Here is a 12,711-nt window from a genome sequence, read left to right on the forward strand (position 1 = left end):
AGGAGCGGGCGTTCGTGCGCGCTGACGCAGGACCAACGGCAGCAAACGCGCTCAAGCCTGGGCCCTGCCGGCGTCTCGATACAGACCGGCGCCTCCGGCGCGCACCACTCGACGCTGCCTCAGCGCTCCCTCGCTGCGCTCGGTCGGCTAAGGCAGGAAGAGCCGGGCGATGAAGTAGAACACCGCCGCCACGGCTGCGGCGGCCGGGATGGTGACGATCCAGGCGGTCACAATGCCCTTGGCCACGCCCCACCGGACGGCGCTGAACCGCTTGGTGGCGCCGGAGCCCATGATCGCCGAGGTGATCGTGTGGGTGGTCGAGACGGGGGCGTGCAGGCCGATGGCCATGACGTACAGGACGGTCGCGGCCACGCCCTCGGCGGCGAACCCGCGGGGCGGGTCGAGGTCGATGATGCGTCGGCCGAGGGTGCGCATGATGCGCCAGCCGCCGGAGTAGGTGCCGGCCGCGATGGCGGAGGCGGCGGCGACGATGACCCACAGGGGAACGTCCGATCCGTCCTCGAACCCGCCGGCGACCAGGGCGAGGACGATGACGCCCATCGTCTTCTGCGCGTCCTGCAGGCCGTGGCCGAGCGACATGCCGGCGGCGGAGACGGTCTGCGCGTGCCGGAACCCGCGGCTGACCTTGCCGGGGTTGGCTCGACGGAAGATCCACATGATGGCGGTCATCAGGGCGAACGCCCCGACGAAGCCGATGAGCGGCGAGGCGACCATCGGGATGGCGACCTTCTCCACCAGCGTGCCCCAGTCGACGGTCGTCGACGACGCCGCACCGGCACCGACGATGCCTCCGATGAGGGCGTGCGACGACGACGACGGGATGCCGAAGTACCAGGTGATGAGGTTCCAGGTGATGGCGCCGACGAGCGCGGCGAGCACGATCGTCAGGCCGTGGGCGCGGTCGATGGACACACCCGACGACACCTGGGAGTCGATGTCGATGATGCCTTGGATGGTCTGCGCGACGCCGACGCCGAGCAGCGCGCCGACGAAGTTGAGGACGGCGGCCATGGCCAGCGCGATGCGCGGTGTGAGGGCGCGCGTGGAGATCGAGGTGGCGATCGCGTTGGCGGCGTCGTGGAACCCGTTCGTGTAGTCGAAGACGAGCGCGATGACGACGACGGCGATCACCATCGCCAGGACGAGGTCCATGGCTCAGGACTCCTTGACGGCGATCTGCTCCACCGTGTTGGCGACCGACTCGAGCGCGTCGATGGCGTGCTCCAGGGAGTCGACGACGTCCTTGAGCTTGAGCACCTCGAGCGACTTGTAGCCGCCGCCGAAGAGGTCGGCGAGGATGCGTCGGTAGGAGCGGTCGCCCTGGTTCTCGAGCCGGTTGATCTCGATCCAGTACTCCTCGAGGTCCTTCATGGTGCGCAGGCGCGGCATGGCCTCGGCGGTGAGCTGGCAGGCGCGCTGGAGCACCTCGACCTGCGCGGCGAACTGCGCGGGCAGCTCCTTGATCTCGTAGAGCCCGATGAGGTCGACGGTCTCCTCCATGAAGTCCATGACGTCGTCGAGGCTGCTCGCGAGGCGGTAGATGTCCTCACGGTCGAACGGGGTCACGAACGTGGAGTTGACCCGCTTGACGATCTTGTGGGTCGTCTCGTCGGCCTGGTGCTCGGCGTCGCGCATCTGCTCGGCGAGGGCGGTGCGGTCGACGTCGGGGTCGAGCACCTGCGCGAGCAGGTTGGCCCCGTCGACCAGGTGCGACGCCGACTCGGCGAAGAGGTCGTAGAAGGTGGTCTCCACCGGACGGATGCGGAATCGCACTCCAAGGCTCCTGTCGGGTCGGTTCAAGCCGAGACAACTGTAGGTGCTGGCGTTCACCGGGTGTCAATCGGCTGGACTCCCGAGAACGGGTCAGTGGACGTCGAGGCCGAGGAACGCGTCGATCTCTGCCTGCGACATGGGCGTCTCGCGCCCGGACGCGGCGATGATGAGCCGGCTGGTCAGCTCGATCTCGTCGAGCACGTCGTCGTCACGGAGACGATCGTCGAGGGGCTCGAGCACGAGAAGCTCCACTGCTGGCAGGGGGTGGGAACCGCCGGGGGACGGTGCTTCCAGGGTAACGCGCCGTCTCACCTGTCGGGCCGGCTTCGCGCGATTGGGGCGCCCGCCCCACGTCCCGTCCCGACGCTGGCAGACTGGGCCTCGCCAGGGCCTCTAGCTCAACTGGCAGAGCAGCGGACTTTTAATCCGCGGGTTGTGGGTTCGAGTCCCACGGGGCCTACCGATGCCGTCGTTCTCGTCGCGCCCGAAGCGGATCCGGCGCGGCGAGGCCGAACCGAGAGCGCCCCTGCTCTGTCGTCCGGCGACGACGCAACGCGCGACGCGGAAGTGCGGGATGGTTGTTCCATGGAGATCGAGGCCTTGGGTCGCGCAGGGAACGTCCAGCTGGCTCGAGACCTCGGACGGAAGTTTCCCGGACTGTTGATCCAAGGAGACACGTTGCGGATCTTGCTCTCCGACTTGGAGGAAGAAGCCCCGGAGAGCTTCGCACTAGAGACCGTCCGGGACTGGATAGCCACGTACGAGGAGCTCATGGCTCAGCGTGGCCTGAGACTGCCGTACTGATCGGCGACGACACGACGGCAGGTGAGCGGTCGACCGCGCTCGCCGCTCCGATCGCCGAGGCGCGGAACTCCGCCGACGAGCACCTGCTCAACGCCCAGCTCGAGCCGGGCACCTTCCCGCGCCGCGGACGTCGCGGACGGAATCACTGCACCTGCGACCAGTCCATGGCGAGGACGTCGTCGATCACTGCGACGTACTGGGAGCGGTCGAAGCGGGCGGACCAGACCTCGGCGTTGTAACCGGCGAACGGCTCGTACGTGACCTGCCAGCCGATCTCACGCCACTCGACCGCATCGTCAGCGACGACGACCTCGGTCGTCAGCGCTCCGCAGTCCAGGTCCCCGCAGGGGCACTCGAGGAGCACGACGCGACCGTCCTCGAACGCGGGCCCGAAGGGGGCCCACGGAGTCCCCCTCCGCCCGAGCAGCCGGTCGAGCCGGGTGCGTTCGAAGCGCGGGACGAACGTCGGCAGATCCGTGCGGTCGCCCCGCAGACGCAGCAGCAGCTCGCGCCGCTGGTCCTCGTCCGCCGCGGCGTACAGGGGCGTCGTCGAGGTGGGGTTGTCGACGATCTTGCGGAGCGGGACGCCGTTGATCGTCCACTCCAGGACTGCCGTCGCCGACCCGTCCTGTCGCGAACGCTGGTCGCCGTCGAGGAGTGCGACGCGACTCGTCCGCACGCCCAGTCGGTCCATGACCGAAGGCTAGGGCTGACCCGGCCTGCGTCGCACCCACTGGACCCGACGCTCGCCACGTCGAGCACCTCGTGCCGTTGCAGGACAGCTGCCGTCATTGACAAGACGACTCGGACGCGGCCATCCTGGTCGGTTGCCTCGGCCGAGGGGACGGCGCGCGGTTGTCTGTCGCTCGCCTTCATCTCGTGAACGAGGTCGACACATGTCCAGGAGAGCTCGCCGGCGCGCGCGCCGGAACCCGACGTACGTCCCACCGCTGCGGTTCTGGGTCGGTCCCCGCGGTGAGATCGGCTACCCGCCCGGCCTGGTGGGTTGGCCTGCGCCGCGCTCGTCAGGTCCAGCACAGCCCGCGCTCCCCCGCACCGAGGTCACCGGTGTGGAACCAGGGTCGCTGGCGGACGCTGCGGCCAGCGGCGACCTGGCCGACCTCCTCCTGCCCGACGGCAGCCAGCCGTACACCCACCACCTCCGCATCGAGCACTTCGCCTACACCTTCGTCCCCGTCCCGACCCTGACGCTGGTGCTGCCCCCGTCGTCGGACGACGGCCCGTCGACGCGGGTGCGATTCGTCGACGCGGTGGTGACCGACTGGACGACCGAGGCGAGCTACTCCCCCGACGACCCGAACGACGAGCTGTGCGAGCTCCGGTGGGACGGGTGGCGGACGTTCCTCCTCGACTTCCTGAGCTTCAAGATCATCGTCCGCGCGGGCCGTCTCGACGTCGAGGTGATCGAGTAAGCCCCGGCGAGCTGGCTGCGCACCGCCACCACCGTTCGAGCAACACGTCTCTCGTCGTGCCACCCGGCTGAGTGCCGTCGAGGTCAGCCGGCTCGGGTGCGACGGGCGTTGGTGCGTCGGGTGCGCAGGGTGCGGTGGGTCTGGTGCGTGTCGGGGTCGATGGTGAAGAACCCCTGGTGCACCGCTGCGTGACATCTCGGACAGAGCCCGATGAGGTTGGCGAGGTCGGTGGGGCCCCCGTCGGACCAGTACTCGATGTGGTGGACGTGGACCACAGGTCCGTGGCAGCCGGGTCCGGCGCAGGTGCCACCTTGTCGGTTGACGACGGCCTTGCGTTGGTGGGGTGTGGCGAGGCGGTGGGTGCGGCCGACGTCGAGGACGGTGTGCTTGCCGGCGGTCAGGATCGGGGTGATGTCGCTGTCGCAGAGCATCTGCTGCAGCTGCGTGGGGCCGATGGTGCCGAAGCCCGCGAGCTCGCCGGTCGCGGTGCTCGCGTCCTGGGCGAGGTCGGTGAGGTCAGCGGTGAGGGTGATGTGGGGGCGCACGCCCTTGTCCTGGGGCAGGCCGGAGGCGAGTACCGAGGACAGCAGGGCGTCCAGCGCCGTGACCCGGCGGATGCTGACGGGTCGGTCGTCCTCGGCGCAGGTGGGTGCGGACAGGGACTGCAGGACGGTCTTGAGCTTGGTGCCGGTGTCGAAGGGCAGGAACCCGGTGACGGCCACGCCGTCGCCGACGACGGAGACCTTGAGGTCGTGGCGGTCCATGCCTTTGATCCAAGCCTCGTCGAGGTCGTCGGGGTGGGCGGTGGCGCGAAGCTTCTTGACGGCCTTGCGGATCTGGACGGGCTCGGCCCGCTCGGCCAGACGCAGCATCCAGTCCATCGAGTGTTCGACGACCATCGGGTCGATGTGGCGGGCGGCGTAGCCGAACGCGTCGACGTGGTCCAGGGACACGGCACCCTCGACGGCGAGTGACTCCAGGTCGGGCATGTCGCGCAGCGTCCGGCCGGAGCGGACCAGCTGGCCCGCCTGCTTGCCGTCGAGGTGGAGCTGGTCGCGCAGCCAGTTCTTCAGGCTCGAGCAACCCTCGGCCTCGAAGTCCCGATGCTCGTCGATCTCCGCGACCAGCGCCACCTTCTCCGCGTCGATCGCGTTGGAGAGTCCCTGCAGCAGCCGCAACGCGTCGGTGCTCGTCGGGTACGCACGCAGCTCAGCCGCGACGGCCTCAAGCCGGGCGGCGAGTGCGGTGCTGGACATGCCTCCATGATACCGAACGGGTGTTCGAACATCAACACTTTGACGGCTCAAACGACCTGCAATTCCAGGATTTTTCCTTCGCGTCCACCGCGAAGGCCGACCCTGTCCGCCCCGCGAGGATCCTCTTGTCGCGAACGGCCCGGTCAGGCCGCACCCACCCTCACCGGGCGCGCCGGCACGGGGTCAGTGCTTGAACGGGTTCAGCGACCGCCCCATCAGGTACTGCAGGCGGAACGGCACCGGACGCATGGCGTGGGAGAGCACCTTGTTCACGCGGCCCGGGACGCACACGGGCTTGCCCGACTCGACGGCCGCCCAGCCCTCGCGGGCGACGGCGTCGGCCTCCTGCCAGAGGAGGGCCGGGAGCCGGTTGGCGGCCTCGGCGCTGCCCATCGTCGCGTGGAACTCGCTGCGGGTGAAGCCCGGGCAGAGCGCCGTGACGTGGACGCCGTGCGGCTTGAGCTCCATGTCGAGCGCCTGCGACATGTCGAGCACGTAGCTCTTGATGCCGGTGTACAGCAGGCTCTCGCCGGGCGGGGCGAACGCCGCGAGCGAGGTGCCGGCGCGGCCGTTCGTGCTGGCGGCGCAGCAGTACGTGGCCGACCCGACCCGCTCCGTCGGCGACCTTCACCCGTTCTACACGTACGCGCACGTGCCGGCGGGCTACACCGGCGACGCGGCCGACGCGATCGTCGCGCAGGTCGAGCGCTTCGCGCCCGGGTTCCGCGACCGCATCCGCGCCACGGCCGTCTGCAGCACGACGCAGATGTCGCGGAAGAACGCGAACTACGTCGGCGGCGACATCGTGTCGGGCGCGAACGACCCGCTGCAGCTCGTGTTCCGCCCTCGCGTCACCCTCCACCCGTACGCGACCGGAGCCGACGGCGTCTTCCTCTGCTCGGCCGCCACTCCTCCAGGCGCTGGTGCGCACGGCATGTCGGGCTACTGGGCGGCGCAGGCGGCACTGCGCTCGCTCACCTGAGGCCCACGAAGATCGGCTGCCGCACCGCTGTGCGCGACGTGGAGCACCCGCTCGCGCGCCTCAGGTCGAGCAGTGCGTGTAGTAGTACTGCGACACCTTCGTCGAGGCGTCGAGGTACTCCTTGGAGGAGAAGTCCGCGAACGGGCTGGTGCCTCCCGAGCTGCTGGCCGAGGCCGAGCTGGACATCAGGTCGGCGAGGACCTTCACGTCGTCGGCGATCTCCGCCGGGGCGGCCTTGCGCAGCGCCTCGTACTTCGCCGCCGTCTCGTCGAGCTGCTGGCGCAGGGCGTCGAGGTCGGGGGTGCCGCCCTCGCTGTTGAGGTTGTCGAGGCTGCTGAGGCTGCTGTCGCGCAGGTCCTTCATGACCGAGCAGAACTGGTCGGAGTCGCCGGAGCCGCTCGCCTCGTCCCCACCCTTGTCACCGCCCTTGTCGTCGCTGTCCTTCGAGGCCGACGTGCCGGCCACCGGGCTGCCGGAGTCGTCGTCGCCGGTGAGGGCGCTGATGCCGAAGTAGCCACCCGCGACGAGCGCGGCGATGACGCCGAGCACGAGCAGGACGCGGGCGACGCTCGTCCCGCCGCTGCTCGTCGCGTCACTGCTCGTTGCCTCGGTGCTCCCAGCGCCGTCGCTCGCGAGTGCGGTCGGGGCCGGGGTCGGCTCGAGCGGGACGGTCGGCTCGGCGACGGTCTCGACGGGCGGCTCCTCGACGGGGGCCTCCTGCACCGGGCTCTCCTGCGTGGGGGGCGCGGGCGGGCCGGCGGTCCCGGCGGCGGAGGCGGCGGGGGCACTGCCGCGGCGCGGGCGGCGATCGCCTCCCGGACGGTGTCGTCGCCGTGCTCGCCGAGCCACTCGAGGAGGCCGTCGTAGGCCTGGGGGTGCGCGGCGATGAGGGGCCACGTCTCGCGGTCGGCCTGGGCGATCTCGTGCAGCCGGGCTGCGGAGGTCCGGGGGTCGGCGGCCTCGCGCTGCAGGTCGTCGTTCGTCATGGTCTGGCTCCGGCGTAGGACGTGTGAGGGGCAGGCGCCACGACCTCAGCTGGGCTCAGGCCGCGACGCGATCTTGCGCCATCGTACGACTTGGCCCGGTCACGTCCGACGCGTGGTCTCGTGGCTGTACGGCGGTGACTTCTCCACCGAGAACGGCCCGCGTCCGGTGGAGGATCCACCGCCCGCGCGCCCACGCCCCGAGCGGTGCGAGATCCACCCGAAGAACCGCTCCTCCGGTGGACGATCCACCGCCCGGGGGCGAGTGAGGGGTCAGCCGAGGAGCGGACGGACACCCTCGGCGAACCAGTACGCCTCCTCGACGTGCGGGTAGCCCGAGAGCACGAACTCCTCGATGCCGATGGCGCGGTACTGCTCCACCAGCTCGGCCACCTCGCGGTGCGACCCGACGAGGGCCGTGCCCGCACCACCGCGCACGAGGCCGACGCCGGCCCACAGTCCCGGCGCGACCTCGAGGTCGTGGGCGTCGCGCGCGTCGCGCCGCCCCTCGTGCAGGGCGCGCATGCGCTGCTGGCCCACCGACAACGACGCCCCCAGCGTGTCCTGGGCCTGCGCGACCACCGCCGGGTCGAGCTCGTCGAGCATCTGCTGCGCGACCGCCCAGGCCGCCTCGCTGGTGTCGCGCGTGATGACGTGGAGCCGGATGCCGAACCGCAGCTCGCGCCCCTGCTCCTTCGCCAGCCCGCGGATCCAGTCGAGCTTCTCGGCGACCAGGTCGACCGGCTCGCCCCACGTCAGGTAGACGTCGACGTGCTTCGCGGCCACCGGACCCGCGGCCGGCGACGAGCCGCCGAAGTACAGCTCCGGCAGCGGGTCGGGCGCCTCGCGGGTGCGGGCGTCGCGGACGTCGTAGTACTCGCCCGTGAAGTCGAACCCGCCGTCCCACGCGCCCCGCACCACGGTGAGGAACTCGTCGGTGCGGGCGTAGCGCTGCTCCTGCGTGAGCCGGTCGCCGAAGCGCGCCTGCTCCGCCGGCTCCCCGCCGGTGACGACGTTGAGCAGCAGCCGCCCGTTCGACAGCCGCTGGTAGGTCGCGGCCATCTGCGCGGCGAGGGTCGGCTCGATCGAGCCGGGGCGGAACGCGACGAGGAACTTCAGCCGCGACGTTTCGCGCACCAGTGCCGCCGTGGTGAGCCACGCGTCCTCGCACCACGTGCCGGTGGGCGTCAGCACGCCCTCGTAGTCGAGCAGCTCGGCCGTGCGCGCCACCTGCGCGAGGTAGTCGATCGACGGCGGGCGGAACGCGTTGGCGGTGCCGGCGCGACCACCCGGGTGGCCGAGGCCGCCGGGCACGCCGTGCCCTCCGCCGACGAGCGTGCGCCCGTCGCCGGTCGTCGGCAGGAACCAGTGAAAGGCCGTCATGCGCCCGCCCCCTTCGCGGCGGCGAGCACGGCGTCGTCGTAGCGGTCGTCGAAGTAGTCGGCGAGGCTGACGTCGCGGCTCAGCTGGCCCTGCGCGACGAACGCGTCCCACATGTCCTGCTCCGACGGTACGGCGTCGGCGACCGGGATCGGCTGGTAGGTGCGCCGCCCGATCGCGCTCTCCGTCACGTCGGCGGGCAGGCCGGTCTCCTTGGCCCAGGCCTTCGCCCACTCCGACCGGTGCGAGTTGGCCCACGCCTGCGCCCGCGCGAGCCGCTGCAGGTAGTCGCTGACGGCGGCCTCCGTGGCCGGGTCGTCGAGCGCGTCGTCGGAGGCCACCTGGAAGGCCAGACCGTTCACGACGCCGTCGCCCGTCACCAGGACCTTCGCGCCGTTGGCCACCTCGGCCTGCGACGTGAACGGGTCCCAGATCGACCACGCGTCGACGTGCCCGCCGGTGAACGCCGCCAGACCCTCGGCCGGCTGGAGCCACACGGGGTCGATGTCGTCGAGGGTCAGTCCGGCGGTCTTCAGCTGCGCGAGCAGGTGGTAGTTCGCCGAGCTGCCCTTCGCGACGGCCACCTTCTTGCCCTCGAGGTCGGCCACCGAGGTCACGTCGGAGCCCTTCGGGACGACGATCGCGTCGCCCTGGGCGCCCTGCTTGGACGCCTGCACGACCTTGAGCTTCTTGTCCTGGTCGATGGCGAACAGCGGCGGCGTGTTGCCGACCCCGCCGACGTCGACGGCGCCGCTGGCGACCGCGTCGAGCAACGGCGGGCCCGACGTGAACGGCTTCCACTGCACGTCGTACGTCACGTCGTCGAGCTCGCCGGCGGCGGTGAGGAGCGCTTCGGAGCCGCCCTTCTGGTCGCCGACGACGAGCGTGACCTTGGACAGGTCGACCGTGCCGTCCGCGCCGACGGCGTCGGCGTTGGACGACCCTCCGCAGCCGGCGATCACCAGCGCGGCGGCGGCGAGGACGGCGGGCAGGGCGAGACGGGAGCGGTTCACGAGATGGCCTCCTGGGCGGTGCTGGTGAGGGTGGCGGACGAGGGGCGGACCCCGAGCTGGTCGAGCAGGGTCGCGCGGTGGGCGACGAGCCGCGGGTCGTGCAGGGCGCGAGGACGCGGCAGGTCCAGGCGCAGGGAGTGCGCGACCCTGCCCTGGTCGAGCACGATGACCCGGTCGGCGAGCAGCAGGGCCTCGTCGACGTCGTGGGTCACCAGCAGCACCGACGCCCGGTGGCGCGCCCACACGCGCAGCAGCAGGTCGTGCATCTCGATGCGGGTCAGGGCGTCGAGCGCCGAGAACGGCTCGTCGAGGAGCAGCAGGCCCGGCTCGCTCACGAGCGCTCGGGCCAGCGAGGCGCGCTGGGCCTGTCCGCCGGACAGCGTCACGGGCCAGACGTCGGCCTTCTCCGTCAGCCCGACCTCGCCGAGCAGCTGCCGAGCCCGCTCGTCGCGCTCGCGCCGGCTGCCGGTCCGCAGGCCCAGGGCGACGTTCTGCGCCACCCGGCGCCACGGCAGCAGCCGCGGCTCCTGGAACGCCACGGAGGTGACGCCGTCGACCTCGGCCGTGCCGGCGTCGGGGGCGTCGAGGCCCGCCAGCAGGCGCAGCAGCGTCGACTTGCCCGAGCCGCTGCGCCCGAGCAGCGCGACGAGCTCGCCGGGCGCCACGTCGAGGTCGAGGTCGTCGAGCACCACGGTGTCGCCGAACGCGCGGCGCAGGCCGCGGACCTGGACGGTGGGCGGGACGGTCGGGGCACGCAGCGCGTGGGGTGCGTTCAGCCGAGTCGCCATGCGAGGGCCTTCCTCTCGAGGATGCGGACGAGCGCGTCGGTGAGCAGGCCGAGCACGCTGTAGATGAGCAGCCCGGCGACCACCTCGCCGGTGCGGCCGAACCCGGCGGCGTCGGAGACGAGGTAGCCGATGCCGGCGGTGGTGTTGATCTGCTCGGCGACGATGAGGGTCAGCCAGGCGACGCCGAGGCTGAGCCTCAGGCCGACGAGCGTGCTCGGCAGCGCGCCGGGCAGCACGATGTGCCGCAGCCGCTCGGTCCAGCCGAGGCCGAACGCCCGCGCCGCGTCGAGGTACTTGGGGTCGACGCCGCGGATGCCGGCGAAGGTGTTGACGTAGAGCGGGAACGCGACGCCGAGCGCGATCAGCGCGTACTTCGGGGCCTCGTCGATGCCGAACCAGAGGATGAACAGCGGCAGCAGCCCGAAGTGCGGCAGGGTGCGCAGCATCTGCATGGGCGCGTCGACGACGTCCTCGCCCAGCCGGGACAGTCCCGCGAGGACGGCGAGGCCGACGCCGACGACCGCGCCGAGGACGAAGCCCACGAGCACCCGGGTCACGGACACCTGGATGGCGTCCAGCAGCCGCCCGTCGGTCCACAGCCCCACGAGGGAGTCGAGGACGTTCAGGGGCGAGTCGAGCTTCTCGCGCGGCAGGACGCCGGTGCTCGACGCCAGCTGCCAGACGGCGAGCAGCGCCAGGGGGCTGATCGCCCGACGCCAGGCGCGGCGGGGCTGTCCTGGCCGCCGCGGCCGCCGGGTGCGGGCCAGAGGTGCGGTGAGTGACATGGCCGCCACCCTCGCCCGACCGTTCGAGCCCCTCGCGGGCTGCTCACGTCGTGGGCAGACCGTGGGACCCCTGCGACCTGTGCTATCCCGAGGTCACCACGGCACGTCGTCGCCGTGGCGGTCGAGGAAGCGCAGGCCCGGGCGCCCGCGCTGGGCCTCGATCGTGTCGACCAGCGGCGGGATGCTCTCGGACACCTCGAGCGTCGCGCCGGAGCCGCCCATGTCGGTCCGCACCCAGCCCGGCGCCAGCAGGAGGATGCTCCGAGAGCCGCCGGCCTGCCGCACGGCGTAGCTGCGCACCATCTGGTTGAGCGCGGCCTTCGTCGCGCGGTACACCTCGAAGCCGCCCGACGTGTTGTTCGCGACGCTGCCCTGGCCGGACGACATGACCGCGACGGTGCCGTCCGCGGCCACGAGGCCGTCGAGGCCCTCCACCGTGCGCATGACGCCCAGCACGTTGGTCTCCATCATGCGCGTGAAGTCGTCGGTGGCGATGTCGACCCCGACGGCCTCCTGAGGGGCGAGCGAGATGCCCGCGACCACGAGGAGGAGGTCGAAGGTCCGGCCGCGCAGACGCTCGCGGAGCGCCGCCACCTGCTCGGGCCGGGTCACGTCGAGCCGCTCCACCTCGACGGCCTCGCGGTGCCGCTCGGCGAGCGTGCGCAGGCCCGACGGGCCGTCGGACCGCTCGGTCGCCACCACGTGCGCCCCCCGCCCCACGTACTCCTCGACCACGGCCAGGCCCAGCCCCCGGGTCGCACCGACGACCAGCACCTTCCGGGTGGTCGCGCGGGTGTCGGTGTGGCGGGTGTCGGTGTCTCGCGTGTCGCTGCTGTTGTCCTTCATGGGTGCCCCCTGGGCTCGGCGACGAGCTTTCGCTCATCAGTTGTTGAGTCAACGCTAGCATGTCGCTCAACAGATGTAGAGTGAAGGGATGACGGACTCCCAGCCGACCCGCGCCCAGCGCCGCGAGGCGACCGCCGCACGCATCCTCGAGGCCGCCCAGGAGGAGTTCGGCACGCACGGCGACGGCGCCACCATCCGCGGCATCGCCCGGCGCGCCGGCGTCGACCCGTCGCTCGTGCTGCAGCACTACGGCTCGAAGCAGGCGCTGTTCGCCCTGGCGGTACGGCCCGTCGACGACCTCGACCACGACGACGTCCCGCGGCACCTGGAGGAGGTGCTCGACGTCCGCCTCCACGAGCTGCCCGCGCCGACCCGCGCGCTCCTGCGCTCGATGCTCACGTCGCCGCAGGCCGCGGAGGTCATGAGCACGTACCTGCAGGAGCGCGCAGCGACCCTCGCCGCGACCATGGACGACGAGCAGGCCGCGACCCGGGCCGCGCTCGTCGTCTCGAGCATCATGGGCGTCACGATCGCGCGACACTTCCTCGACCTGCCCGGCCTCGCCGACGCCAGCGGGAGCGACCTCGCCGAGCTGGTCGAGCGGTGGCTCGAGCCGGGTCCCGACCGTCCCGCGCGCCAGGGCTGAG

Annotated in this window: 16 protein-coding genes, 1 tRNA gene and 1 pseudogene; 5 read left to right on the forward strand and 13 right to left on the reverse strand. The window is 71.7% G+C overall.

The features are described from left to right. Window positions 1-147: 147 nt before the first annotated feature. The 3 genes from Aeryth_RS14355 to Aeryth_RS18075 all read right to left on the reverse strand — a co-directional run bounded on the left by Aeryth_RS14355 (window position 148) and on the right by Aeryth_RS18075 (window position 2,034). Window positions 148-1,173 (reverse strand): inorganic phosphate transporter, encoded by a 1,026-nt coding sequence (locus tag Aeryth_RS14355; RefSeq protein WP_067860141.1) that lies wholly within the window; start codon window positions 1,171-1,173, stop codon window positions 148-150. 3 nt (window positions 1,174-1,176) lie between these two features. Further along, window positions 1,177-1,794 (reverse strand): DUF47 domain-containing protein, encoded by a 618-nt coding sequence (locus tag Aeryth_RS14360; protein WP_067860143.1) that lies wholly within the window; start codon window positions 1,792-1,794, stop codon window positions 1,177-1,179. Window positions 1,795-1,884: 90 nt separating this feature from the next. Then, on the reverse strand, window positions 1,885-2,034 hold the full coding sequence (locus Aeryth_RS18075) for a hypothetical protein (RefSeq protein ID WP_169795973.1): 150 nt from the start codon (window positions 2,032-2,034) through the stop codon (window positions 1,885-1,887). Window positions 2,035-2,181: 147 nt separating this feature from the next. On the opposite strand from Aeryth_RS18075, the gene Aeryth_RS14365 reads away from it, so the two are divergent. Together Aeryth_RS14365 and Aeryth_RS14370 are read left to right on the forward strand one after the other, a co-directional pair. Then, window positions 2,182-2,254: transfer RNA gene (locus Aeryth_RS14365), tRNA-Lys, on the forward strand. Between the two features lie 125 nt (window positions 2,255-2,379). After that, complete coding sequence (locus Aeryth_RS14370; RefSeq protein WP_067860145.1) at window positions 2,380-2,598, forward strand: DUF6959 family protein; 219 nt, start codon at window positions 2,380-2,382, stop codon at window positions 2,596-2,598. A gap of 142 nt (window positions 2,599-2,740) precedes the next feature. Here the strand turns inward: Aeryth_RS14370 and Aeryth_RS14375 are convergent, their stop codons facing one another. Continuing rightward, the gene (locus Aeryth_RS14375) at window positions 2,741-3,292 is read right to left on the reverse strand and encodes a hypothetical protein (protein ID WP_067860147.1); all 552 of its coding nucleotides are present in this window, start codon (window positions 3,290-3,292) and stop codon (window positions 2,741-2,743) included. A 376-nt stretch (window positions 3,293-3,668) separates the two neighbouring features. Here Aeryth_RS14375 and Aeryth_RS14380 point away from each other — a divergent pair, with 376 nt between their 5' ends. Then, complete coding sequence (locus tag Aeryth_RS14380; protein WP_067860149.1) at window positions 3,669-4,031, forward strand: hypothetical protein; 363 nt, start codon at window positions 3,669-3,671, stop codon at window positions 4,029-4,031. An 83-nt stretch (window positions 4,032-4,114) separates the two neighbouring features. Here Aeryth_RS14380 and Aeryth_RS14385 read toward each other — a convergent pair whose 3' ends face one another. Together Aeryth_RS14385 and Aeryth_RS14390 are read right to left on the reverse strand one after the other, a co-directional pair. Then, a complete protein-coding gene (locus Aeryth_RS14385; RefSeq protein WP_067860151.1) occupies window positions 4,115-5,287 on the reverse strand; it encodes an HNH endonuclease in 1,173 nt (390 codons plus the stop codon). Window positions 5,288-5,470: 183 nt separating this feature from the next. After that, entirely contained in the window at window positions 5,471-5,809 is a 339-nt protein-coding gene (locus Aeryth_RS14390; protein ID WP_144433804.1) for an SDR family NAD(P)-dependent oxidoreductase, read from the reverse strand. Between Aeryth_RS14390 and Aeryth_RS14395 the strand changes: the two genes are divergently transcribed. Then, a complete protein-coding gene (locus Aeryth_RS14395; RefSeq protein ID WP_067860153.1) occupies window positions 5,793-6,269 on the forward strand; it encodes a phytoene desaturase family protein in 477 nt (158 codons plus the stop codon). The two genes, Aeryth_RS14390 and Aeryth_RS14395, sit on opposite strands and share 17 nt — an antisense overlap. A 60-nt stretch (window positions 6,270-6,329) precedes the next feature. Here the strand turns inward: Aeryth_RS14395 and Aeryth_RS14400 are convergent, their stop codons facing one another. From Aeryth_RS14400 to Aeryth_RS14425, 7 genes and pseudogenes are all read right to left on the reverse strand, one after another. Further along, the gene (locus tag Aeryth_RS14400; RefSeq protein ID WP_067860155.1) at window positions 6,330-6,992 is read right to left on the reverse strand and encodes a hypothetical protein; all 663 of its coding nucleotides are present in this window, start codon (window positions 6,990-6,992) and stop codon (window positions 6,330-6,332) included. 83 nt (window positions 6,993-7,075) lie between these two features. Beyond that, window positions 7,076-7,255, reverse strand: a pseudogene (locus Aeryth_RS18580) (variant leucine-rich repeat-containing protein); the annotation flags it as partial. Between the two features lie 270 nt (window positions 7,256-7,525). Next, window positions 7,526-8,635 (reverse strand): LLM class flavin-dependent oxidoreductase, encoded by a 1,110-nt coding sequence (locus tag Aeryth_RS14405; protein WP_067860157.1) that lies wholly within the window; start codon window positions 8,633-8,635, stop codon window positions 7,526-7,528. Next, window positions 8,632-9,645, reverse strand: coding sequence for an ABC transporter substrate-binding protein (locus Aeryth_RS14410; protein ID WP_067860159.1), 1,014 nt, complete (start codon window positions 9,643-9,645; stop codon window positions 8,632-8,634). Before Aeryth_RS14410 ends, Aeryth_RS14405 begins: the two co-directional genes overlap by 4 nt. Further along, window positions 9,642-10,433 carry an ABC transporter ATP-binding protein gene (locus Aeryth_RS14415; protein ID WP_067860161.1) on the reverse strand — a complete coding sequence of 264 codons (792 nt, stop codon included), beginning with the start codon at window positions 10,431-10,433 and terminating at the stop codon, window positions 9,642-9,644. Before Aeryth_RS14415 ends, Aeryth_RS14410 begins: the two co-directional genes overlap by 4 nt. After that, entirely contained in the window at window positions 10,418-11,218 is an 801-nt protein-coding gene (locus Aeryth_RS14420; RefSeq protein ID WP_067860163.1) for an ABC transporter permease, read from the reverse strand. Before Aeryth_RS14420 ends, Aeryth_RS14415 begins: the two co-directional genes overlap by 16 nt. Before the next feature lie 93 nt (window positions 11,219-11,311). Continuing rightward, window positions 11,312-12,064 (reverse strand): SDR family NAD(P)-dependent oxidoreductase, encoded by a 753-nt coding sequence (locus Aeryth_RS14425; RefSeq protein ID WP_083516469.1) that lies wholly within the window; start codon window positions 12,062-12,064, stop codon window positions 11,312-11,314. A gap of 88 nt (window positions 12,065-12,152) precedes the next feature. Between Aeryth_RS14425 and Aeryth_RS14430 the strand changes: the two genes are divergently transcribed. Beyond that, on the forward strand, window positions 12,153-12,710 hold the full coding sequence (locus Aeryth_RS14430) for a TetR/AcrR family transcriptional regulator (protein WP_067860165.1): 558 nt from the start codon (window positions 12,153-12,155) through the stop codon (window positions 12,708-12,710). Window position 12,711 lies beyond the last annotated feature (1 nt).

Source organism: Aeromicrobium erythreum, from assembly GCF_001509405.1.
In the GTDB taxonomy this organism is placed as follows: domain Bacteria; phylum Actinomycetota; class Actinomycetes; order Propionibacteriales; family Nocardioidaceae; genus Aeromicrobium; species Aeromicrobium erythreum.

Bases quoted from the DNA above. Each gene is read 5' to 3' on its own strand.
- Aeryth_RS14355 (WP_067860141.1), bottom strand. From the start codon at position 1,173: ATGGACCTCGTCCTGGCGATGGTGATCGCCGTCGTCGTCATCGCGCTC.
- Aeryth_RS14370 (WP_067860145.1), top strand. From the start codon at position 2,380: ATGGAGATCGAGGCCTTGGGTCGCGCAGGGAACGTCCAGCTGGCTCGA.
- Aeryth_RS14375 (WP_067860147.1), bottom strand. From the start codon at position 3,292: ATGGACCGACTGGGCGTGCGGACGAGTCGCGTCGCACTCCTCGACGGC.
- Aeryth_RS14385 (WP_067860151.1), bottom strand. From the start codon at position 5,287: ATGTCCAGCACCGCACTCGCCGCCCGGCTTGAGGCCGTCGCGGCTGAG.
- Aeryth_RS14395 (WP_067860153.1), top strand. From the start codon at position 5,793: ATGCCGGTGTACAGCAGGCTCTCGCCGGGCGGGGCGAACGCCGCGAGC.
- Aeryth_RS14405 (WP_067860157.1), bottom strand. From the start codon at position 8,635: ATGACGGCCTTTCACTGGTTCCTGCCGACGACCGGCGACGGGCGCACG.
- Aeryth_RS14415 (WP_067860161.1), bottom strand. From the start codon at position 10,433: ATGGCGACTCGGCTGAACGCACCCCACGCGCTGCGTGCCCCGACCGTC.
- Aeryth_RS14420 (WP_067860163.1), bottom strand. From the start codon at position 11,218: ATGTCACTCACCGCACCTCTGGCCCGCACCCGGCGGCCGCGGCGGCCA.
- Aeryth_RS14425 (WP_083516469.1), bottom strand. From the start codon at position 12,064: ATGAAGGACAACAGCAGCGACACGCGAGACACCGACACCCGCCACACC.
- Aeryth_RS14430 (WP_067860165.1), top strand. From the start codon at position 12,153: ATGACGGACTCCCAGCCGACCCGCGCCCAGCGCCGCGAGGCGACCGCC.